Genomic DNA, 20,534 nt, shown 5'->3' with positions numbered 1-20,534 from the left:
AGGTTAGGGCCTTATACTTTTCTCGCGCTATTTTTAGCCCCGTGGATTAAGGTGGCCGATTGTGTTTGGGATTTCTCGCTTCCCCACTCAGCCTTTGCCACGCTATGACCAAAGTGCCCAAAGAGCTTCAGCACAAATCATCGCGGCCTATTCCACGAGCTTTTCCTTTGCCTCCGAGCTGCTCGCTCCCCGCACGCGCACCGATATCCGCAATCTTTATGCCGTGGTGCGCATAGCGGATGAAATCGTCGACGGCGCCGCAGCCGCCGCGGGCCTTAACACAACAGAAGTCGAGCAGACCCTCAATGCATACGAAGAGGCGGTTCTGTGCGCACCTTCGCAACGCTTTCACACCGATCCTGTGCTGCATGCCTATGGCATTTCCGCCAGGCGTTGCGGGTTCAAGAATGAGCACATTCGGGCCTTCTTCGCGTCGATGCGCCGCGACCTTCACCAGTGCGACTACGCCGACGAGAAAGATCTCGAGGCCTATATCTACGGCTCCGCGGAGGTCATTGGGCTTTTGTGCCTGTCTACTTTCTTGGTGGATCATCCAGTTTCTGGCCCCGAGCTGAGCCAGCTCGAGACGGGTGCACGGCGCCTCGGCGCCGCCTTTCAGAAGGTCAACTTTTTACGCGACCTCGGCGCGGATACCGCACAGCTTGGCCGCAGCTACTTCCCGCAGGCAGGGCACGGCGGATTGAGCACGCAGGACAAAGACCTACTCATCGCCGATATCCGCAGCGATCTCGCCACTGCCCGCGCCGTCACCGGCAAGCTTCCATTCTCGGCACGCGTAGGTGTCAGCGCCGCCACTGACCTTTTTGAGGCCTTGACCAACGACCTTGCAGCACTGCCTGCCGACGCCGTCTTTTCCCAACGCACCCGCGTCAGCGCCCCACGCAAGCTAGCGCTTTTAAGCCGCGCCACCTTGCATTCTTTAAGAAAGAGCAACTGATGAAACTGCCCCGCCTTTCTACCGCCCTCTCCAGCGAGCAGCCCGAGACCGTCATCGTCATCGGGGCAGGCATCGCCGGCCTTGCCACCGCAGCGTTGCTCGCACGCGACGGCAAGAAGGTCACCGTGGTGGACAAACTAGAAGAAGTGGGCGGCCGCGCGGGCAGCCTGACAGAAGCGGGCTTTCGTTGGGATACGGGCCCATCCTGGTACCTGATGCCAGAGGCATTCGACCACTTCTTTGAGCTCTGCGGCACGTCCACGCAGGCAGAGCTCGAGCTTATCGATCTCAGCCCCGCCTACCGCGTCTACAACGACGATGGTGACTTCCTCGACGTCGAGACCGGCGTTGAGAAAGCCGCCAAACTCTTCGAGTCCATCGAGCCCGGCGCCGGCGCCCGCATCCGCGCCTACCTCGCCCAGGCCAGCGACATCTACAACGTGGCACTATCGAAGTTCCTCTACACCACTTTCAGCAGTCCCCGCGAGCTTTTAGGCTCCACGGTTCGCTCCCGGCTAGGTATGCTGGCGCAGCTACTTGTCCGGACCCTGGACAAACATGTGGCGAAATCCTTTAGCGATTACCGGCTACGCCAGGTGCTCAGCTATCCGGCGGTGTTCTTATCCAGCGAACCCGCGGCGGCGCCGGCGTTGTACTCGCTGATGAGCCACACGGACTTGGTCGAGGGCGTGCGCTACCCGCTGGGTGGCTTCGATGCGGTGGTGCGCGCCATCGCCAAGCAGGCCCAGCTCGCCGGCGTGCAGTTCCGCTTGGGCGCGGAGGTCACCAGCATCCTCACAGCGGGCGCCTCCCCGCGCGCGACGGGCGTGCGCATCACCGACGCCTCTGGCACGCAAAAGCTGCTTGCCGACGCCGTGGTTTCCGCCGCCGATCTTCACCACACCGAGAACACGCTCCTCCCACAACGCCTGCGCACCTACCCGGAAAAGTACTTTGCTGGGCGCGATGCGGGGCTTGGAACCGTGCTGGTGCTGATCGGAGTGAAGGGCAAGCTTCCGGAGCTTTCACACCACACGTTGTTGTTTAGCTAGGACGGGGCGCCGGACTTCCGCGCGGTCTATCACGGCCCTGAGCCAGCCCGTCCGCTGGACTGTTCGCACTCCATCTACATCTCCAAGACTTCGGCAACGGACCCCGATGTGGCGCCGGAAGGTCACGAGAATCTCTTCGTGCTCGTGCCAGTGCCGGCTGATTCCGCGCTGGGACACGGCAACGCCTACCGCGATAGTCCTTCTGCCCACGTGGAGGCCATTGCTGACGCTGCCGTAAAGCAGATTGGGGATTGGGCCGGTATCGCAGACTTGGAAGAACGCATCGTAATCCGCCGCACGCTGGGCCCAGCGGATTTTGCAGAACGCTATCACGCGTGGCGCGGCGGCTCGATCGGCCCGGCGCACACGCTGGCGCAGTCTGCGTTCCTGCGCGGAAAGAACGTCTCTTCCAAGGTTGCCGGGCTTTACTATGCTGGTGCCACGACAGTGCCCGGAGTGGGCGTGCCGATGTGCCTAATTTCCGCCGAGAACGTGCTCAAACGCATGCACGGCGACGCCACGGCGTCACCGCTTAGTTCCTTTTATCCTGCTTGAAGCTCTGCTTTAAGCGTTGGCGTTGGTATTGCCCTTGGACCAAGTCTCCCAGTCCATGTTCCAATCACCCAAACCATCGAATGGGTTGAGCTGCTCACCGCCAGTGTTAAAGACGCGGACGATGTCGCCGCGCTTGACCACAGACTGGAACCACTGCGCGGCCTCCGGGGAGAGGTTGATGCAGCCGTGGGACTGGTTATAGACGCCCTGTGCGCCGATGGACCACGGTGCGGAGTGAACGTAGATGCCGGAGTAGGACATCTGCGTAGCGTAATTGACGGAGGTACGGTAGCCGCCGGCGTCGACAGCCAAGCCAAAGGTGCTGGAGTCCATGACCAACGACTCGTACTCATCGCCGATGATGTAGCGGCCATTCGGAGTATCCCACTGGCCATCGGTGCCCAGGGAAACCGGAATCTCGCGCAGCAGTTGGCCGTTCTTAAATACCTTCATAGTCTTGGTGGCGTTGTCCACCAGGGAAATCACACGGTCACCGATGGTGAAGTTGGTGGAAGCGTCCTCGCCGCCATAGATGCCACCGCCCAGGTTGCGGCCGTAGAGATCAACGTTGACCTCAACCTTGGTGCCTGGCTGCCAGTAATCCTTCGGACGCCAGCGCACTTCCTGGTCATTGATCCAGTAGAAGGCGCCTTCAACCTCTGGGGTGGTCTTGACGGTGATTGCTTCCTCGGCAGCCTTGCGGTCGGTGACGTAGTTGCCAAAGCGCACGCCGATGACCTGACCAACGCCCACTTCGGCGCCCGGAATCGGGGAAAGCGCAACCTCAGAGACACCCGCCGCCTGCGGGGTGCTGAAGGTGATGGTCTTTTCGTTTCCATCAACGTCGGCGGCTTTGATTGTGTAGGTGTGGTTATAGCCCAGAACCTCATCGGTGGACCAGGTCTTCGCGTCAGAGGAAAGCTTTTCCGCAACCTCAACGCCAAGCTCATTGGTCATGGTGACGGACTTCAGCTTACCCTCGGTCTTTACCGTGACGAGCTCGGAAGGATCGACGTCTTTCGCACCGTTTTTAACGGAGAACTGCAGATCCTTTGCCTTTGGCGCTTGCGATTGCTCTGCACCACCCTGACTGCCATCAGCGGACGCGGCTTGTTCAGCGGCATTATCTTGAGCGGAAGAATCAATGGTGCACGCTGCCGCAACAGTGGCTGTTAGGGCTACAGCGGTAGTGGCAAGGACACGACGAGCGAGAGGGAGGGAATTAAACACTTGGGCCCTTTAAAATTTGTGTATATAAGACGGTCAGAATTTCTCAATTAGCGTATATCGCACACCTTCAAAACACCACACGGCGCTTCACGCGTTAATCAATTGTTATAAGAAGAACACCCCTGCCCCACCCACCTTCTTCGACGGCAGATCTTGAAGCCCTATAAACCATCATAAAACGCCCTAAAAACACACAATGGCCTGGCGATTTTACAGTTTTGAATAGTGGGTGTTAAAGTTATTTCTCGTTGCACGGCAGGCAAACAAACCAGCCAGACAACATAAGCGCCATTAGCTCAATTGGCAGAGCAACTGACTCTTAATCAGTGGGTTCGGGGTTCAAGTCCCTGATGGCGCACAATACAGAATCTCGCGGTTTCCTTTCACGGAGGCCGCGAGATTTTTTATTCCGGAAACGCCCTTAACCTTCGCCGGAACCGGCCACCCGCCTGGACTCCAAAAGCCGGCAACCTAGATGGTGAGGTCGATTTTCCAAATGGTGAGGAAAGGATGGTGAGGTCAGCCGTCACCAGCCCCACCAGTTAACACGCGCCCCATTGACTGCGGGGCGACCTCACCATTTGCCACTGCGGGCGCAGGAGGAGGCAGCACCACGCCACAGAAAGCGTTAGATTGGCTCGCCCGCAATCTGATAGTCCTCCGGGTCGCCAACTGGAACCTCGGTGCCGTCAGACATCTTGAGGTCCTCGAGCTCGTGGTCTGGGTCCACCAGCTCGATATCGAAGCCCGACTCGCGGATGCGGCGCAGGCCCTCCTTCAACATGCGGCGCCCCATGCGGTTAGTCGCGGTGACATTGGAAAGCTCCAAGACCACTTTGGCGGTGCTCAGGTCATAGCGCTCCAACTCGTGCAGGACGGTTTCCGCGGCGTTGAAGTTGAGCACGCCCTGCAGGTAGATAACCGTCGCGGTATCTTCGTCCACGATGCGGCGGATTGGCTGCACGCCATAGCGCTCCTCAGTGGACATCAGGTGCAACCCCATGTCCTTAGACAAAAGCTTGAAGGCTTCCACACCGCGCACGGAATTGCCCTCCTCATTCAGACGCGGCGAGAAGGTAGCCACACCCAGCTGGCCCGGCAGCGTACCCAGTAGGCCACCTGCCACGCCCGACTTCGCCGGAATGCCGACCTCCGCCATCCAGCGACCCGCGCCGTCGTACATACCTGCCGAGCTCATCAGCGCCAGCGTGAGGCGGCAAACGTCGGCATCTAGGATCTTGTCATCGGTTATCGGTTGACGGCCGCCGTTAGCCAGCGTCGCAGACATCACCGCGAGGTCTTTGACTGTCACGCGGATAGAGCACTGCCGGGTGTAAGTCAGCACCGCATCGTGGGCTTCATCCTCAATAATGTTGTAATTGCGCAGCATGTGCGCGAGCGCGAGGTTGCGTTCCGCGTTTTCAAGCTCAGAGCCGGAAACGCTTTCGTCAATATGCAGCTCATGACCCGCCAGGCGAGACATGTAGCTGCGGATACGCTCAACACGTTCATCGACGCCCGAGTCCACGCCGTTGATGAGCTGCGTGACCGCAATTGCGCCCGCGTTGATCATCGGGTTGACCGGGCGGTGGTCGTCGCGGTTCAAAGACAACTCGTTGAAGGCCTCACCGGAAGGCTCCATTCCCACAATCGAGCGCACCGCTTCCAGCCCCAGCTCCTGCAATGCAAGCGCATACACAAAAGGCTTGGAGATGGACTGCATGGTGAACTCGATATCTGCATCACCTGCCCAATAAACATGGCCAGTGGTGGTGCACATCGCTGCGCCTAGGTAGTCCGGGTTCGCAACCGCAAGCTCTGGAATATAGTCCGCTACTTTTCCGCGTTTATCATCACGGACATGGTCAAGGATTTCCCGTAAGTAAAAAGGAATTGGTGTTTTCATCTCGCTCTAGCTTACGGATGACTATGCTGGCCCGCATGAACAGCACTCCTCAGGTTCTTGTGATTGTGGACGTACAAAATGACTTCTGCCCCGGCGGAGCCCTCGCAACGAGTCGCGGTGATGCGGTAGCCCGCGGCATCGCAAAGCTTGTGCGTGAAGCGTCGTATGACGTCGTCGTGGCTACGCAGGATTGGCACATCGAGCCGGAGGGGCACTTTGCCACCGAGCCGGATTTCATCGATACCTGGCCTGTGCATTGCGTTGCAGACAGCCAGGGTGCGGCCATGCACGCTGCGCTTGCCGACGCCCCCATCGACGCCTACTTCCACAAAGGCGCCTACACCGCTGCCTACTCCGGCTTTGAGGCCGAGTGCACCGACGATGGAGCAAGCCTCGCGCAGTGGCTGCGCGACCGTGGCGTAAAGGGCCTCGACATCGTGGGGATTGCCACCGATCACTGCGTGCGCGCCACCGCTCTCGATGCATTAAAAGAGGGCTTTGGCGTCAACGTTCTAGAAAATTACTGCGCGCCGGTGAGCGAAGAGCGCGCAAAAAAGACCTTTGCCGAACTGCTAGAGGCAGGGGCAAAGGTCAGCTAAAAGCGGTTAAATCCGCGCCGAGTTAGCGGCGCTCAGCGAGCAGGCGCTGCAGTTCCTTCAGGTCGTTCTTGCGACGCTTGGAACGGAATACAGAAAAAGCGATAAGGCCAGCTACTGCTGCGCCAACGCCGGCGAGTGCCATCTGTACGTTGCGGTCCTGCAGCTTCTCGGTTGCGGCGCCCTTTGCGTCATCAACCAAGTTCTGCGGCTTGCTGCGATCCGCGAGCTCGTCGAGGGTGCTAGCCAGCTGGCGGCGGGTGCGCTCGATGTCGCGCTGAATGTCGTTAATGTCGCGTGCCACGTTGTAACTCCTGAATTTGTTTTCGCATTTATGGCGTTAATGGCTCAGCTTCCACCGAGTCAATCAAAGAATAAGTCTACAGTGTTTGCCCGCCGGTGTGCACGGTATGGTTGAGGGCATGACTGAAGCAAAGCGTTTGGAAATCGGAGATACTGCCCCCACCTTTACTTTGAGCGATGACGAAGGCAACTCCGTCAGCCTTAGCGATTACGCAGGAAAGCGCGTGCTTGTGTACTTCTACCCGCGCGCTAATACCCCGGGTTGTACCAAGGAGGCTTGTGACTTCCGGGATGCTTTCGAGCAGCTCAATGGTCTAGACATTGCCGTCGTTGGCATCTCCCCTGATAAGCCGGAGGCCTTGGCCAAGTTCCGCGCAGACCACGAGCTGAACTTCCCGCTGCTTTCAGATCCTGACAAAAAGGTCATGAGCGCATACGGCGCATTTGGTGAGAAGAAGAACTACGGCAAGGTAGTCCAGGGCGTTATCCGCTCCACCTTCTTGGTCGAGGCCGATGGCACCATCGTCCAGGCACTCTACAACGTCAAGGCCACCGGCCACGTGGCTCGCGGGATGAAGGGTCTTTCCTAAACAAACAGATGAGCACTAAGCAGGACACAGAGCTGCTGGTTCCCCGCCGGCGCCCCGCCCAAGCACGCAGCCGCGAGAAGTTCAATCGAATCCTCAAGGCTGCGCGAAGCGTGCTTGTCGACGTCGGCTTTGAGTCCTTCACCTTCGACGAAGTCTCCCGGCGCGCCGAGGTTCCCATCGGCACGCTGTATCAGTTCTTCGCCAATAAATACGTGCTCATCTGCGAACTAGACCGCCAAGATACCGCGGGCAACCTGGAGGAAATCCGCCGCTTCTCCGAGCATGTCCCGGCCCTGCAGTGGCCGGATTTCTTGGACGAGTTCATCGACCATCTGGCCCGTATGTGGCGTGAGGATCCTTCGCGCCGGGCAGTCTGGCATGCGGTGCAATCCACCCCTGCCACCCGCGCTACCGCCGCCGATACCGAGCTGCAGATGCTCAAGCCCTTGGCGGATATCTTGGAGCCGCTTGCCCAGCAGATGAGCTATGACGAACGCATCGAACTTTCCGGTTTCTTGGTGCACACGGTGGTCTCCATGCTCAATTACGCGGCTTCGGGGGAGCCAGAGAGCTTTGATGACGTCGTGCGCGAAATCAAGCGCATGCTCATCGCCTATCTCTTCGCTGTAGCGACGAGCTAACCAGCTGAAGCAATCTGCAGCAGCACCGTCGCAGTGGCGTAATCACCATCGTGGCTAATGCTCAGCGAGGTGAAAAACTGGCCCAGGCTGGCTGCGGCGCGCTCGCGGATTGCGCCTTTAAGCGAGATAGCTACCCTGCCCCAGGCATCGGGCTGGACCTCAATTTCTGCCCAACGCACCTCATCTTCCGCAAGCACCGGCGGGCGCCCATAGAGGGCCTGCGACCACGCTTTGATGAAGGCTTCCTTTGCCGCCCAGCGTCCGGCCAAATGCTCAGCGCGGCGCTGTGGACTCGGCTTCGTCGCTGCCACGCGCAACTCCGTGGGGCTAAAGACGCCCTCGAAGCGAGTGCCTGGCAGCTCCAGCTGCTGGGCAAACTCGGAGATACAAACGAGGTCCGTGCCCACGGCGAAGGTTGCTTGGCTCATGGCCGCTTATTCTAGCTGGCCAACTCCGCCTTGAGGGTTTCCATCTCTGCGCCACCGGCCATCCACTTCGTCAGCTCTTCGACGCTCGCGTCGGCCTTGTCAGCGTTCAGTGCCACCTCGCCAAGGTTCAAGACCACGAAGCGATCTCCCACCAGGTAAGCGTGCTGCGGGTTGTGGGTAATAAAGACCACGCCCATGCCGCGCTGCTTGGCCGCCGCGATAAAGCGCAGCACCATGCCGGATTGCTTGACGCCTAGTGCCGCAGTCGGCTCGTCCAGCACGATGTAGCGCGCGCCGAAGTAGATGGCGCGGGCAATCGCGACCACCTGGCGCTGCCCGCCGGAAAGCGCCTCCAACTCGACGTCGATGTCGGGCAGCTCCACGCCCATCTGCGCCAGCTGCTCGCGGGCGATGGCGCGCATCTTATTCTCCTGCAGGCCGCCGAAACGGCCCGTGAGCTCTTGGCCTAAGAAGAAGTTACGCCAAACCGAAAGCTGCGGCACAAGTGCCAAGTCTTGATAGACGGTGGCAATGCCCGCGTCCAACGCGTCGCGGGGGTTAGAGAAGGTGGTGGGCGCGTCGTCGACAAGCAGCTGCCCGCCTGTTGGAGTGTTCAGGCCGGACAAAATTTTTATCAGCGTGGACTTGCCGGCGCCGTTATCGCCCAGCACGCACGTGACCGTGCCAGGGACCAGTTTCATGGAAATCCCGCGCAGCGCCTGAAAGTTGCCGAATGTTTGCTCAATCTCACGCAGCTCAATAGCTGTAGTAGTCATGATGGTCTGCCCTACTTTCGCTTGTTGAAATTAGCCACGGAACTATTGGTCAGCACCGCAAACAGCAACATGGCGCCGAGGAAGAACTTGAACCAGTCCGGGTTCCAGCCGGCATACACGATGCCTTGGTTGGTCATGCCGAAAATGACTGCACCAATAGCGGTGCCCACGGCCGTACCGCGCCCGCCAGTCATGGAGCAGCCGCCGATGACGGCCGCGATGATGTAGAGGAACTCGTTACCAATGCCTTGGCCCGCCTGGATGGAGTCAAAGGCAAAGAGGGTATGCATGCCGACGAACCATGCGGCGAAGCCGACGAGCATAAACAAAATCACCTTCACGCGGCGCACCGGAACGCCTACCGCGCGCGCTGCTTCTGCATCGCCGCCGACGGCAAAGACCCAGTTACCAAAGCGGGTCTTGTACAGCACGAAGGAGGCCAGCGCCACGAAGAAAATCCACCACAAGACGGTGGCACGAATGCTGAGTGTACCGATGTGGATGGTCCCGGCGAATATGGTCTGCGCTGTGGGAAAGCCCTCCATATCCGCAATGGACGGGGTGGCAACCTGGCCGGTAATCAGCTTCGTCACTGCGAGGTTTAAGCCTTGCAACATTAGGAAAGCAGCGAGAGTGATAAGGAAGGAATCAATCTTCGTGTGCACCACAAGCAGGCCATTTAAGGCACCGATGGAAAGCGCGACCAGCAGCGAGAGCCCCGCGCCTACCCAGGAGTTTAGGTGCAGGTTGTAGTTGAGCATGGTGGCCACCAGCGCCGCAGTGGTTACGGCAACGCCGGACGATAAGTCAAACTCGTTACCAATCATCAAAAGACCCACGGCGAGCGCGACGATGCCGAGCGTGGAGCTGGCATAGAGCACCGTGGAGAAGGCCTCCATCGAGCGGAACGAGGGCGCGACTGCCATAAACAGCGCGAAGATGACGAGCGCGCCGAGCACGCTGGCCAGCTCGGGGCGGCGCATGATTCTCGTACCCAGGCTGCGCTTGTGCAGCCTTCCATCCGCGCTTGGCGACGCCGTATTTTCCTCACCCTTTGCCGCATCTTTAGCCGCGGTGTTTGCTACTTGCGTGGTCCGAACTGTCATCGCAGGCCTTCCTTCGCAGATTCAGAAATCACGTCGACGTTGTTCTCGTCAACGAAGGATGGGCCGGTATAGACCGGGCGTCCACCGCCGACGGTCGAACCATTGCGGTGCGCAAGCCACAGCGCATCAACTGCGAGGTAGCCCTGCATATAAGGCTGCTGATCCACGGCCCAGGCGACGTCGCCTTGGGCGATGGCGTCGACAAGCTCAGCGTTGGTATCGAAGGTGGCGACCTTGGCGGATGCACCGGCGTCGGCAATAGCGTCGACCGCGCGAAGCGCGACGGGCGCCTGGAGCGCCATGACCCAATCGATGGACTTATCCTGAGCGAGCTTCGCGTTCAGCGTGGACTGCGCGGCGGTGAGATCCTGACCGTTGACGTAGAGCAGTTCCACCTTGCTGCCCTGCCCCTTCTTGAGACCCGCGCAGCGGTCCTCCTGGGACTTGTTGCCTTGCTCGTGGATAACGCACAGCGTGTGCTTCGCGCCCTGGGATTTCAGGCGCTCGCCCGCCTTGTTGCCAGCAACCTTTTCTTCTTGACCAAAGAAGGCGCTCATGCCGTACTTTTGATACTCATCCATGCCGGCGTTCAGGCCGACGGTGGGAATTCCAGCCTCGGAAGCTTTCTTGGCCACTGGGCCGATGGCGCCCGCGTTCGGCATGGTTACGGCGATGCCGTCGACGCCGGAATCGATGGCGGATTGGACGAGGTTAGCCTGGTTCTGTGCCTGCGGGTCGGAGGAGTAGCGCAGCTCGATGTTGTCTTTCTTGGCAGCGTCCTCGGCGCCCTTGCGGACCAAGTCCCAGTAGGTATCACCGGGGGCGCCGTGGGAGATCATCGACACCACGATGCGCTCGGTGTCCACTCCCCCGGCGAGGCCGCCTTCTTCGTCAGCACGCGGGGCACCACCAGTAGCCGAACATCCCCCAAGTGCGACTACCAAAGCCACAGTTCCCACAATCTTGTTTGCTTTAACGTTGAACTTCACTCTTGCATAGTGCCCCACCGCAAGCAGCTACTCAAACCCCATGACCTGCATCTTTATCGTTTCAGACGGAACACGCTGGCACTTTCGCGGCGAATTTCACCCCCGTTTTGCGCGAACGACACACAAGAAGAGGGCTACCCCACAAGCTGGGGTGCCCTCCCTAAACCGCGGTCCTAAAGGTTTTTATCCTTTCCCAGGGCTAAGCACACCAACCTGGGCGGCGGCGAGATCGTCTGCGAGTGGCTCGAGGACCTCTTCCGCCTGCAGATTGGGAAGCCAGGCATAGCCCTGGCCTGAAAATGACAGCGCGAAGGGTTCGCCGTCTAGGTGGTTGACCAAGCGTTCGCCTGTGAAATGCGGCTAGAAATCACCCAAGAACTGGGAAACTAGCTCTTCAGCACGCTTTAGTTCCACGCGCGATTGGCCCCGGCGCACGCCTTCCCCGGCAGGACCTTCGGGCTCTACCTCTGCATAAATCTCGCATGCACTCGCCGGAACCACAAGCGCACTGCGGACAATCCCGCGCTGTTGCGTGTATTCATCAAAGAACCTATCGATACTCATTACCGGCGCCAGTCTAGCCGCTAAAATCATCCCCATCATGGCAGCCCGCTCCCCTTTCGCCCGTACTACATAGTCGGCATCCTCAACCTCATCGTCGTAGCTCTCGTCATCTTTGGCGCAACTCTCGACGCCCCGACTTCGTCCACCTCAGCGACTGCGCCCACAACCACTGCAAACGATAGTCTGGACAATATACCCAACAACCCCACGGCACCGGCTCCAGCAACAGCTTCAGACGCAGCTTCGGCAGCACCCGAACCCCCTGCGACACCTGCACCAAATCCAGCATCAGAACAGCTCAACGCTCTGCCGGTTAAGGGCCGCGCGCCAAAGACTGACTACGAACGTGAGCAGTTCGGGCAGGCGTGGTCTGACGATGTCACAGTGGAATTTGGCCACAACGGCTGCGATACGCGAAACGACATTCTGCGCCGTGACCTCGTAGATATCACGCTCAAAGAAAACACTCATGACTGCGTGGTCCTGACAGGTACGCTGCACGATCCCTATTCCGACACTGAGATCAGCTTCCAGCGCGGGCAAGGCACCTCCGAGTTGGTACAGATTGATCACATCGTGCCGCTTGCCGACGCCTGGCAAAAAGGCGCCCAAGAATGGTCACCAGAAAAGCGCCGCGACTTTGCCAACGACCCGCGCAACCTCCTCGCGGTCGACGGCCCACTTAATCAGCAGAAATCCGCAGGCGACGCAGCAACCTGGCTGCCGCCAAGCAAGGAATACCGCTGCACCTACGCGCAGAAAATCATTGAAGTTAAAGCTATCTACGGACTGTGGGTAACACAGGCCGAACATGACGCCCTAGCTAGCCAGCTAGCTACCTGCCCTTGAGCTACCCCCACATTCTACCTGCCATGAATCTGCATATTTTGCGCATAGTTTGACCCTAAAATAGGGCACACCTTTTAGACAATAAGCCTGTATGCCGCGGGAAACGTGAGCACCCAAGCAAAGCAACGGCCGATATCATGCCCTGGAATAAATACAATCCGGGGCTAATAAGTTTTACCCCCAAACTTTAAAAAATTGGGCAAATAGGCGGCCAACCCTTTTCCAATTTCCTAGTATCAACGTCAGCGAAATTGATAGCCAAGTCACATTTTCTCCCATGTGTGTCGAGGGACTCAAAGACGCAACTCTCAACTGTCGACTCTGCGAACGGAAAACCCGATGTTCAAATACATCCTGAAGAAGACCGCTAGCTGGTTGCTAGTTATCTTCCTCGCGACCAACATCGCTTACCTTCTCGCGGCCACATTCCTTGATCCGCGTTCCAATTACATTGGCCGTAACCCGCCTCTTCGGCCAGAAGAAATCTCCAATATCCTCCAGCCATTGGGCCTCGACCCAGAAACACCCCTCCTCGAGCGCTGGTGGAACTGGTTTAGTGGGATTTTGTTCCACTGGGACTGGGGCAGCTCCCCTTTGGGAGACCCAGTCAGCGCCCAAATCGGCCACCGTGCGCTCGTGTCTGCCCAGCTTCTCCTCCTAGCAACCGTGCTTTCTGTTGTCATCGGTGTTGCTTTGGGCGTCTACACCGCTGCGCGCCAGTACAAGGCTGCCGACCGCGTATGGCAGGGCATATCCATCATCACGATGAACACCCACGTCGTTGTCGCTTCTATCTTGGTGGTCGCAGGTGGCCTGTGGCTAAACCGTGTGACTGGGCACCGCATCGTCTACGTCACTGGCTCTGCTATTCCGGACACCACTGGTTTTATCCCCAAGCTGATCGACTACGCCCAGCACCTCATCCTGCCCACCATCGCCCTGGTCGTCATCAGCTACGCCGGCTACCACATGATGCAGCGCACTCTCCTGCTGGACAACCTCAATGCCGACTACGTTCGCACTGCCCGCGCGAAAGGGCTAACCCGTGCTCAAGCCATCCGCAAGCACGCACTAAGAACCTCGATCATCCCGGTGGCAACGTCAGTTGCTTTCTCTGTGCCTGGAATCTTCACTGGCGCGATCATGACCGAGCAGATCTTCGCGTGGAAAGGCATGGGCCAGTACTTCATCGAAACCATCAGCCGCAACGACGTCAACGGCACCACCGCGGTCGCCGCCTTCGGCGCAGTGATGATTGCATTCTCTGCAATTCTTGCTGACCTCGTCGTTGTAGCACTCGACCCACGAGTGAGGGTGAGCTAAATGTCCCCAGAGAAAAAGTCCACGACTCCTCGCGCTTCGGCACGCCACCCAGAACGCCATCGCCGCAACGACCTCGCTATCGACTCCGCGGCGGATAACCTCGGTGTTCGCCCACACACCGCCACGGCCGACTTCAGCATGGCCTCGGAGCCAAGCGCCCAATCTGCACTGGCTTCCGGTGTTGACGTCGATGACGCCCAACGCCGCCAATTCACAGGCAACGACGGAGACGAAAAGGAAGAGGTATTCCGCGGCACGTCGAAGCTGAAGCTGTACACGCGGCGCTTCTTCCGCAACAAGTTCGCTTTAATCGGCGCAATCATCTTCCTGCTTCTAACCTTGCTGTCTCTTTTCGGCGGCCTTGTTGCCAAGTGGCCTTTCGACGAGCCTGACTTCTTGAACCTCGCCACAGGGCCTTCGCCGGAGCACTGGTTTGGCACCACCGATTCCGGCAACGACCTCTTCGCCCAAACCGTGCACGGTCTGGGCCGATCGCTCATCATCGCGTTGGTCGTCTCCATTGCCACGACCGTCCTTTCGGCACTCATCGGCGCGGCCGCAGCCATGTACGGCGGACACATCGAAAAGGCGATTCTGGCTATTATCCACTTCTTGCTCGCCATCCCGACCTTCCTGCTCATCGCCCTCGTGGTGGCAGACTCCGGCGGCGACTGGAAGCTGCTCATCGTGGTCCTCATCGCCTTTGGCTGGATGTACCCCGCCCGTGTTATTTGGGCGATGGCGCTGTCCGTGCGCGAAAACGACTACGTGCGAGCGGCCGACTACATGGGCGTATCGCGCTTTCGCACCATCGTTCGCCACATCGTGCCCAACATCGGATCGCTGCTCATCATCCAGTTCGCACTGGGCGTCGTGAGCACCGTCATGTCAGAAACAGCACTGTCCTTCTTGGGTTTGGGCGTGAAGCTTCCCGACGTCTCTTTGGGCACGCTGCTTTCCGTCGGCGCCAACGCCGTCGAATCTTCGCCTTGGCAGTTCTACTTCCCAGCGGGCGTGCTGACCCTACTCACTGTGTCCATGGCATTCATCGCGGATGGCCTGCGCGATGCCATTGACCCCAACTCGAACTCCGGAGGCCGAGCATGACAACGCCTACTACCCCATTGCTGCAAGTCCGCGACCTCGCCGTCACCTTCCCTTCTGAGGCAGGTTCGGTCCACGCCGTGCGTGGCGTCAACTTCGATCTTCTGCCTGGCCGCACCCTCGCCATTGTCGGTGAGTCCGGCTCCGGCAAATCTGTGACCTCCATGGCGGTGATGGGCTTGCTGCCTGAATACGCCAAGGTGGAAGGCTCCGTAAAATTCAAGGGTACTGAGCTCATCGGAATGTCCGACAAAAAGATGTCCGAAATCCGTGGCCAAGACATCGCCATGATTTTCCAGGATCCACTCTCTTCGCTGACTCCCGTCTTTTCCATCGGTGACCAGCTCAAGGAAGCCATCCAGATTCACCGCTCACTATCGGATAAGGAAGCCGAGCAAGAGGCCATCCGCCTTCTGGATTTGGTGGGTATCCCTGAGCCTGAAAAGCGCATCAAGTCCTTCCCGCATGAATTCTCCGGCGGTATGCGCCAGCGCGTGGTCATCGCTATCGCGATGGCCAACAACCCCAAAGTCATCATCGCCGACGAGCCAACCACCGCTCTCGACGTCACCATCCAAGCGCAGATTCTTGAGGTGCTCAAGGTCGCCCAACGCGAAACCGGAGCAGCGGTCATCATGATTACCCACGACATGGGCGTTGTGGCGGGCACTGCTGACGATGTCCTCGTAATGTACGCTGGCCGCGCCGTCGAATATGGCGACGTAGACACCATCTTTACCAACCCCAAGATGCCTTACACAGTGGGACTACTCGGTTCTACCCCGCGCGTGGACAAGTCAAGCGACGAGCCGCTGGTGCCCATCAACGGCACCCCGCCGCGCCTAATCGAGATTGTGCCGGAATGCTCGTTTGCTGCCCGCTGCCCCGTGGCACAGGAAGGCTGCTGGAAGCAGGAGCCTGAATTGCGCGCGCTTGACGACGCCCCGCAGCACGCCGCTGCTTGCCTGCGTTCCGATGAGATCAATCAGGGCAGCATCGGTGGCGAGCGAATGTACCCGCTGCCACAGATTTCCCCCGATGCCCTAGGCGATACCCCGTATGACGAGCGCCCCGTGACCCTAGAGGTAGAAAACCTCGTCAAGGAATTCCCGCTCATCAAGGGCGCCATCCTCAAGCGTCGCGTGGGCACCGTGCATGCGGTCAACAACATCAGCTTCACAGTGCACCAGGGCGAGTGCTTCGCCATCGTGGGCGAATCCGGTTCCGGCAAGACCACCACCCTGCTGGAAATCATGGATCTTAACCCACCTAAGGGTTCCACCATCGTTGTTAACGGCACCGACACCTCCGGTCTTAGCAGCTCAGCTCGCCGCAGCCTGCGTAAAGACATCCAGATCGTCTTCCAGGACCCAATGAGCTCGCTGAACCCGCGCATGACAATCCGCGAGATCATCGCGGAACCACTGGAATCGTTGGGTTACGAAGGCGACGTCGGCAAGCGTGTGAGCGAGCTAATGAAGCTCGTCGGCTTGGAATCTCATCAAGTAGACCGCTTCCCGGGGCACTTCTCTGGCGGTCAGCGTCAGCGCATCGGCCTGGCCCGCGCACTGGCTACAAGCCCGTCAATCATCGTCCTCGACGAGCCTGTTTCTGCTCTGGACGTGTCCATCCAGGCCGGCATCATCAATCTGCTGCATGACCTGAAGAACCGCCTGGGCATCTCCCTGGTCTTCGTAGCTCACGACCTATCCGTGGTGCGCAATCTTTCCGACAAAGTCGCCGTCATGTACAAGGGCGACTTCGTGGAATACGGCGCCACCGACGAGGTCTTCGATAACCCGCAGCACGCATATACCAAGGCGCTGCTGTCCGCTATCCCTATCCCGGATCCTGCCGTGGAACGCAACCGCAAGCGGGTGATCTACGAGGAACATGCCTCCTAGAAACCCCACGCTCGACCTAAAACTTAATATTTCATCTCTTTGTAATTCCTCCCCCTCTCACAAGGAAGATTCGAACCATGAACCTTAAGCTCCGTAATGCTACTTTGGCGGTCATCACTGCCTCCGCTCTCGTCATCTCCGGCTGCTCTAGCAGCGATTCAGGCTCCTCGGGCGAAGCCATCGACGTCAAGCTCAACGGTTCCTACAACCCAAAGGACCGCTCCGAGCTGAAGGAAGGCGGCGAACTTCGCCTGGCACTGGATGAGATTTCCCAGCAGGAAAACCCATTCCAGGCTGACGGCACCCGGTATACCAGCGATGTGTGGAAGTACTACAACCCGCAAATCGGGCTTTTCGACGGCTCCGGTGAGTTCCACCCCAACAACGACTACATCACCGACATCAAAGAAGAGGAGAAGGACGGCAAGACCGTCATCACCTACACCATCCATGACAAGGCCCAGTACAACGACGGCACGCCGATTGACTGGAAGTCCTTCGAGCACACCTGGAAGTACAACAACGGCGAGGACGAGTCCCTCAATGTCTCCAGCACCGAAGGTTACGAGCTCATCGAATCTGTGACCAAGGGCAAGACCGACAAGCAAGCTGTGGTCACCTACAAGCATGCATACCCATGGTGGCAGGGCCTGTTCAACTTCTTGCTTCCTCCGCAGGTCGACTCCGCAGAGAAGTTCAACAAGGCATACCTGGGCAAGCTGCGCCCAGAGTGGGGTGCTGGCCCGTTCAAGGTCGACAACGTCGACTTCGTCGGTGGCACGGTTTCCTTCGTGCCAAACGAAAAGTGGTGGGGTGACAAGCCATTCCTGGACAAAGTCACCTACCGCCAGATGGAAGACCAAGCTTCCATCAATGCCTTCAAGGCAGGCGAAATCGACGCCACCGGCGTGGGCAATAAGGATCGCCTAGCTGCGGTTAAGGACATGAATGACATTGAGATCCGCACCGCAATGATGCCTTCTAACTCCCTGATTGTTTTGAACTCTGGCAACGAGATGCTGAAGGACATCAAGGTCCGCGAGGCAGTGTTGACCGGCATCGATCGCTCCCAGTTGGCAGCCATTCGCTTCAACGGTCTCAACGGTTACAAGGAAGAGCTGCCGGGCTCCCTCAACCTCTATCAGACCCAGAAGGGCTACGAGGACAACGTTGGTGCCGTCGTGAAGTTCGACGCCGAAAAGGCCAAGTCGCTGCTGGAAGAAGCCGGCTGGAAGGAAGGAGCCGACGGAATCCGCGAGAAGAGCGGCAAGAAGCTCTCGCTGCGCTATACCCTGCTAGGTGACAGCGTCATTAGCAAAGCAATGGCCACCGCAACGCAGAAGATGCTCAAGGACATCGGAATCGATCTGAAGGTCGAAGAGCGTCCTTCCTCCGACTTCTCGGAGATCGCCACCAAGAAGGATTTCGATATCTTCCCGATGGGGTTCACCGCCGGCGATCCATTCGGCATCGCGTACTTTGGTCAGGTCTACCGCTCCGACTCCGAGCTGAACAAGTCCGGCACCGGTACCCCGGAGATGGATAAGAAGATCGAAGAGCTGGCCAAGATCGCAGATCCTGACGAGCAGATCAAGAAGGGCAACGAGCTGGAGCGTGAGGCTCTGTCCACCTATGGCATCATGCCTATCTACAACGGCCCGGCCATGGTCGCTACCAGCCCGAAGCTAGCTAACTTCGGTGCTGCTTCCTTCGCTGTACTCGAGGTCGAAGACATCGGCTACACCGAGTAAAGCCTCAGCCGCAAACAAAGCTGGCTCCACTCGTTGACAATGAGTCATTGAGTGGAGCCAGCTTTTTGTTTTAGTAATCGCCCTAGTTATCGCCCTTGAGCTGGTCACGCAGCTCGTCGAAATACTGGCGTGCCGTCTGCGGTGTATTGCTCTGTGGTGCACCGCCGGAGTACGGCGGCTGCTCAATAGCTTGCGCGCTCTGTTGGGCTTGCTGCTGCGCCTCGCGCGCCGCCTGCTGCGCGCGCTGCGCCTTCTGCGCACGCAGCTGCTCCAAGCGCTCGCGCTGCTCGCGGTCGAGCCCACCAGAGGCTTCGTTGTTAATAGCCTGAGTCGACAGCAGTACGTCGCGCATGCCGCCGAAGAGATCCTGCATGCCGCCTGGGTTGGACGGCATGTAAAGGACGTTAGTGTGAGAACGGTCGGCGACGTCGACCATCGCGTCCAGGTACTGGGAAACCAGCATCAGGGTCTCTGGGTTTTCCTGAACGCCAGCCGCACGCAGCATCTCGTACTGCTGCGCGATACCCTCGACAATTTCCTTACGCTGCTCAGCCACACCGCGACCCTGCAGCTTCTTTGCCTCAGCGGCGCCCTCGGCTTCTTTAACCACGCGAATCTTCTCCGCCTCAGCCTGTGCGATAGCCGCCTCGCGCTCACGCTGCGCAGCGTTAATGGAATTCATCGACTCGCGCACGCGGGTATCCGGACGAATATCGGTAACCAGGGTGTTTACGAAGTGCCAGCCATATGCAGCCATGTTATCGCGCAAAGAAATTGCGACGTTCTGCGCGATGGTGTCCTTGGATGAGAAGGAATCATCCAAGTCCATATTGGCAACCGAGGAACGAACGTTATCCTGCACGTAGGCCACGATCTGCTGTTCGTGGTTGGAGAGCATGTAGTAGGCCTCGCGCTCGCGGCCTTGAACAACCTCGTATTGAACGGCGACCGGAATCTGAACGAAGACGTTGTCCTTGGTCTTGGTCTCCACCATGACATCGAGCTGGCGCACCTGCAGGCTGATCTTGTCGCGCACGCGATCAACCCACGGCAGCTTGAAGTGCAGGCCAGCGGGCGCCACGGTGACGAACTTGCCTAGGCGCTCCACGATGGCCGCCTCTCGCGTGCGGACAATGAAATAACCATCAAAAATGGTCAAAACAATCGCCAGCAGAACAACGCCAACAACAATCATTCCGATCATTGGTTCTTCCTCTCGTTCAATTCCTCATTCAATTCTTGATTTACTCCTCACCTTTCCACACCTTGAATAAGTGCGCGAGTAGAAAAGAAGAAACTTAATGAAACTGCTACCGAATAAGACAAGGGGCTATGCAGCGAGCGCCAAGTCCGCCGTCTGCTTTCCGTCTTCCACTCTATGCAGCGTCGTGCCGACACCGCCAGGCGCAGGAACTGATCGACGACCGACCGGGGCCGGCCGACGCAAACGGACGTTCTAGTGGTCATCAACCAAGTGGAAAAGGTCGCCCAGAATGCCCTCGCCGTCGTGGCTGATTCCGTTGTGTTGGAACTTGTTAGTCACCATTGGGCGCAGGTCACGGTAGGCGCTAGCGGTCTGCATCGCCTCTTCGAAGGGCACGAAGATGTCATCCAGATAGACAGCTGCGGCGGCCTGCACCTCAGCGTTGCCCAATACCGCGGCGTCGTAAGGCGCAGCATCCCACTCAAACTGCGCCAACGCTTCTGCCGAATCCTTGAACGCATGCAGCGCCGGATCCTCATCGAACTGCCACGGGAAGATGTGCTCGCCTGTCAGCCACGTGCCTGACTCGGCAAACTCCGGGAACTCCTCGCGCACGCGGTGCGCCGCCCAGCCCGTGACGTGCTGGCCGCCCACACTGCCATAAATGGATTCGTGGATGGCCGCATACAATGGCCCACCCTGGAA

19 protein-coding genes, 1 tRNA gene and 2 pseudogenes are annotated in these 20,534 nt (G+C 58.8%); 11 read left to right on the top strand and 11 right to left on the bottom strand.

What is annotated here, in order from left to right; all coding sequences use genetic code 11:
- The first annotated feature begins 61 nt into the window (after window positions 1-61).
- Complete coding sequence (locus HMPREF2724_RS05380; RefSeq protein ID WP_246815600.1) at window positions 62-958, top strand: phytoene/squalene synthase family protein; 897 nt, start codon at window positions 62-64, stop codon at window positions 956-958.
- A pseudogene (gene crtI / locus HMPREF2724_RS05375) lies at window positions 958-2,565 on the top strand (phytoene desaturase family protein). The gene HMPREF2724_RS05380 and the pseudogene crtI overlap by 1 nt, the downstream one beginning before the upstream one ends.
- Before the next feature lie 9 nt (window positions 2,566-2,574).
- On the opposite strand, the gene HMPREF2724_RS05370 reads toward crtI, so the two are convergent.
- Window positions 2,575-3,795, bottom strand: coding sequence for a L,D-transpeptidase (locus HMPREF2724_RS05370; RefSeq protein WP_061924316.1), 1,221 nt, complete (start codon window positions 3,793-3,795; stop codon window positions 2,575-2,577).
- A gap of 285 nt (window positions 3,796-4,080) precedes the next feature.
- Here HMPREF2724_RS05370 and HMPREF2724_RS05365 point away from each other — a divergent pair.
- A tRNA-Lys gene (locus tag HMPREF2724_RS05365) sits at window positions 4,081-4,153 on the top strand.
- 270 nt (window positions 4,154-4,423) lie between these two features.
- Here HMPREF2724_RS05365 and HMPREF2724_RS05360 read toward each other — a convergent pair.
- Window positions 4,424-5,701, bottom strand: a complete 1,278-nt coding sequence (locus tag HMPREF2724_RS05360; protein ID WP_061924324.1) for a glutaminase — start codon at window positions 5,699-5,701, stop codon at window positions 4,424-4,426.
- Window positions 5,702-5,736: 35 nt separating this feature from the next.
- On the opposite strand from HMPREF2724_RS05360, the gene HMPREF2724_RS05355 reads away from it, so the two are divergent.
- The gene (locus HMPREF2724_RS05355) at window positions 5,737-6,300 is read left to right on the top strand and encodes an isochorismatase family protein (protein WP_061924443.1); all 564 of its coding nucleotides are present in this window, start codon (window positions 5,737-5,739) and stop codon (window positions 6,298-6,300) included.
- A gap of 22 nt (window positions 6,301-6,322) precedes the next feature.
- On the opposite strand, the gene HMPREF2724_RS05350 is transcribed toward HMPREF2724_RS05355, so the two are convergent.
- The gene (locus HMPREF2724_RS05350) at window positions 6,323-6,601 is read right to left on the bottom strand and encodes a DUF3618 domain-containing protein (RefSeq protein ID WP_061924326.1); all 279 of its coding nucleotides are present in this window, start codon (window positions 6,599-6,601) and stop codon (window positions 6,323-6,325) included.
- Between the two features lie 118 nt (window positions 6,602-6,719).
- Between HMPREF2724_RS05350 and bcp the strand changes: the two genes are divergently transcribed.
- Together bcp and HMPREF2724_RS05340 are read left to right on the top strand one after the other, a co-directional pair.
- A complete protein-coding gene (gene bcp / locus HMPREF2724_RS05345) occupies window positions 6,720-7,190 on the top strand; it encodes a thioredoxin-dependent thiol peroxidase (RefSeq protein ID WP_070587680.1) in 471 nt (156 codons plus the stop codon).
- Window positions 7,191-7,198: 8 nt separating this feature from the next.
- Window positions 7,199-7,831, top strand: a complete 633-nt coding sequence (locus tag HMPREF2724_RS05340; protein ID WP_061924329.1) for a TetR/AcrR family transcriptional regulator — start codon at window positions 7,199-7,201, stop codon at window positions 7,829-7,831.
- Here the strand turns inward: HMPREF2724_RS05340 and HMPREF2724_RS05335 are convergent.
- The 6 genes from HMPREF2724_RS05335 to HMPREF2724_RS05315 all read right to left on the bottom strand — a co-directional run bounded on the left by HMPREF2724_RS05335 (window position 7,828) and on the right by HMPREF2724_RS05315 (window position 11,694).
- The gene (locus tag HMPREF2724_RS05335) at window positions 7,828-8,259 is read right to left on the bottom strand and encodes a holo-ACP synthase AcpS (protein WP_061924333.1); all 432 of its coding nucleotides are present in this window, start codon (window positions 8,257-8,259) and stop codon (window positions 7,828-7,830) included. The two genes, HMPREF2724_RS05340 and HMPREF2724_RS05335, sit on opposite strands and share 4 nt — an antisense overlap.
- Window positions 8,260-8,270: 11 nt before the next feature.
- Complete coding sequence (locus HMPREF2724_RS05330) at window positions 8,271-9,035, bottom strand: ATP-binding cassette domain-containing protein (protein WP_061924336.1); 765 nt, start codon at window positions 9,033-9,035, stop codon at window positions 8,271-8,273.
- Window positions 9,036-9,046: 11 nt separating this feature from the next.
- Window positions 9,047-10,018 (bottom strand): ABC transporter permease, encoded by a 972-nt coding sequence (locus HMPREF2724_RS05325; protein WP_201040752.1) that lies wholly within the window; start codon window positions 10,016-10,018, stop codon window positions 9,047-9,049.
- Window positions 10,019-10,137: 119 nt separating this feature from the next.
- Window positions 10,138-11,130, bottom strand: coding sequence for a substrate-binding domain-containing protein (locus HMPREF2724_RS05320; protein ID WP_070587523.1), 993 nt, complete (start codon window positions 11,128-11,130; stop codon window positions 10,138-10,140).
- A gap of 183 nt (window positions 11,131-11,313) precedes the next feature.
- Window positions 11,314-11,469: a hypothetical protein gene (locus HMPREF2724_RS12825; protein ID WP_158510293.1), complete on the bottom strand. Its 156-nt coding sequence runs from the start codon at window positions 11,467-11,469 to the stop codon at window positions 11,314-11,316.
- 21 nt (window positions 11,470-11,490) lie between these two features.
- Window positions 11,491-11,694 (bottom strand): hypothetical protein, encoded by a 204-nt coding sequence (locus tag HMPREF2724_RS05315; RefSeq protein WP_141741026.1) that lies wholly within the window; start codon window positions 11,692-11,694, stop codon window positions 11,491-11,493.
- A gap of 384 nt (window positions 11,695-12,078) precedes the next feature.
- Here HMPREF2724_RS05315 and HMPREF2724_RS13480 point away from each other — a divergent pair, with 384 nt between their 5' ends.
- The 5 genes from HMPREF2724_RS13480 to HMPREF2724_RS05290 all read left to right on the top strand — a co-directional run bounded on the left by HMPREF2724_RS13480 (window position 12,079) and on the right by HMPREF2724_RS05290 (window position 18,625).
- The gene (locus HMPREF2724_RS13480) at window positions 12,079-12,543 is read left to right on the top strand and encodes an HNH endonuclease family protein (protein WP_371440780.1); all 465 of its coding nucleotides are present in this window, start codon (window positions 12,079-12,081) and stop codon (window positions 12,541-12,543) included.
- A gap of 339 nt (window positions 12,544-12,882) precedes the next feature.
- Window positions 12,883-13,866, top strand: coding sequence for an ABC transporter permease (locus HMPREF2724_RS05305; RefSeq protein WP_061924351.1), 984 nt, complete (start codon window positions 12,883-12,885; stop codon window positions 13,864-13,866).
- A complete protein-coding gene (locus HMPREF2724_RS05300) occupies window positions 13,867-14,973 on the top strand; it encodes an ABC transporter permease (protein WP_061924355.1) in 1,107 nt (368 codons plus the stop codon).
- Complete coding sequence (locus HMPREF2724_RS05295) at window positions 14,970-16,874, top strand: ABC transporter ATP-binding protein (protein ID WP_061924358.1); 1,905 nt, start codon at window positions 14,970-14,972, stop codon at window positions 16,872-16,874. Before HMPREF2724_RS05300 ends, HMPREF2724_RS05295 begins: the two co-directional genes overlap by 4 nt.
- Window positions 16,875-16,951: 77 nt before the next feature.
- Window positions 16,952-18,625: an ABC transporter family substrate-binding protein gene (locus HMPREF2724_RS05290; protein WP_061924361.1), complete on the top strand. Its 1,674-nt coding sequence runs from the start codon at window positions 16,952-16,954 to the stop codon at window positions 18,623-18,625.
- A gap of 82 nt (window positions 18,626-18,707) precedes the next feature.
- Here HMPREF2724_RS05290 and HMPREF2724_RS05285 read toward each other — a convergent pair whose 3' ends face one another.
- Together HMPREF2724_RS05285 and HMPREF2724_RS05280 are read right to left on the bottom strand one after the other, a co-directional pair.
- Complete coding sequence (locus tag HMPREF2724_RS05285; protein WP_070587514.1) at window positions 18,708-19,829, bottom strand: SPFH domain-containing protein; 1,122 nt, start codon at window positions 19,827-19,829, stop codon at window positions 18,708-18,710.
- A gap of 252 nt (window positions 19,830-20,081) precedes the next feature.
- Window positions 20,082-20,534 (bottom strand): annotated as a pseudogene (locus tag HMPREF2724_RS05280) (proline iminopeptidase); the annotation flags it as partial.

The sequence above is a fragment of the Corynebacterium sp. HMSC071F07 genome (assembly GCF_001810285.1).
GTDB classification, from domain to species: domain Bacteria; phylum Actinomycetota; class Actinomycetes; order Mycobacteriales; family Mycobacteriaceae; genus Corynebacterium; species Corynebacterium simulans.
Note: the sequence above shows the minus strand (reverse complement) of the source record. Positions and strands in the feature narration are given on the sequence as shown.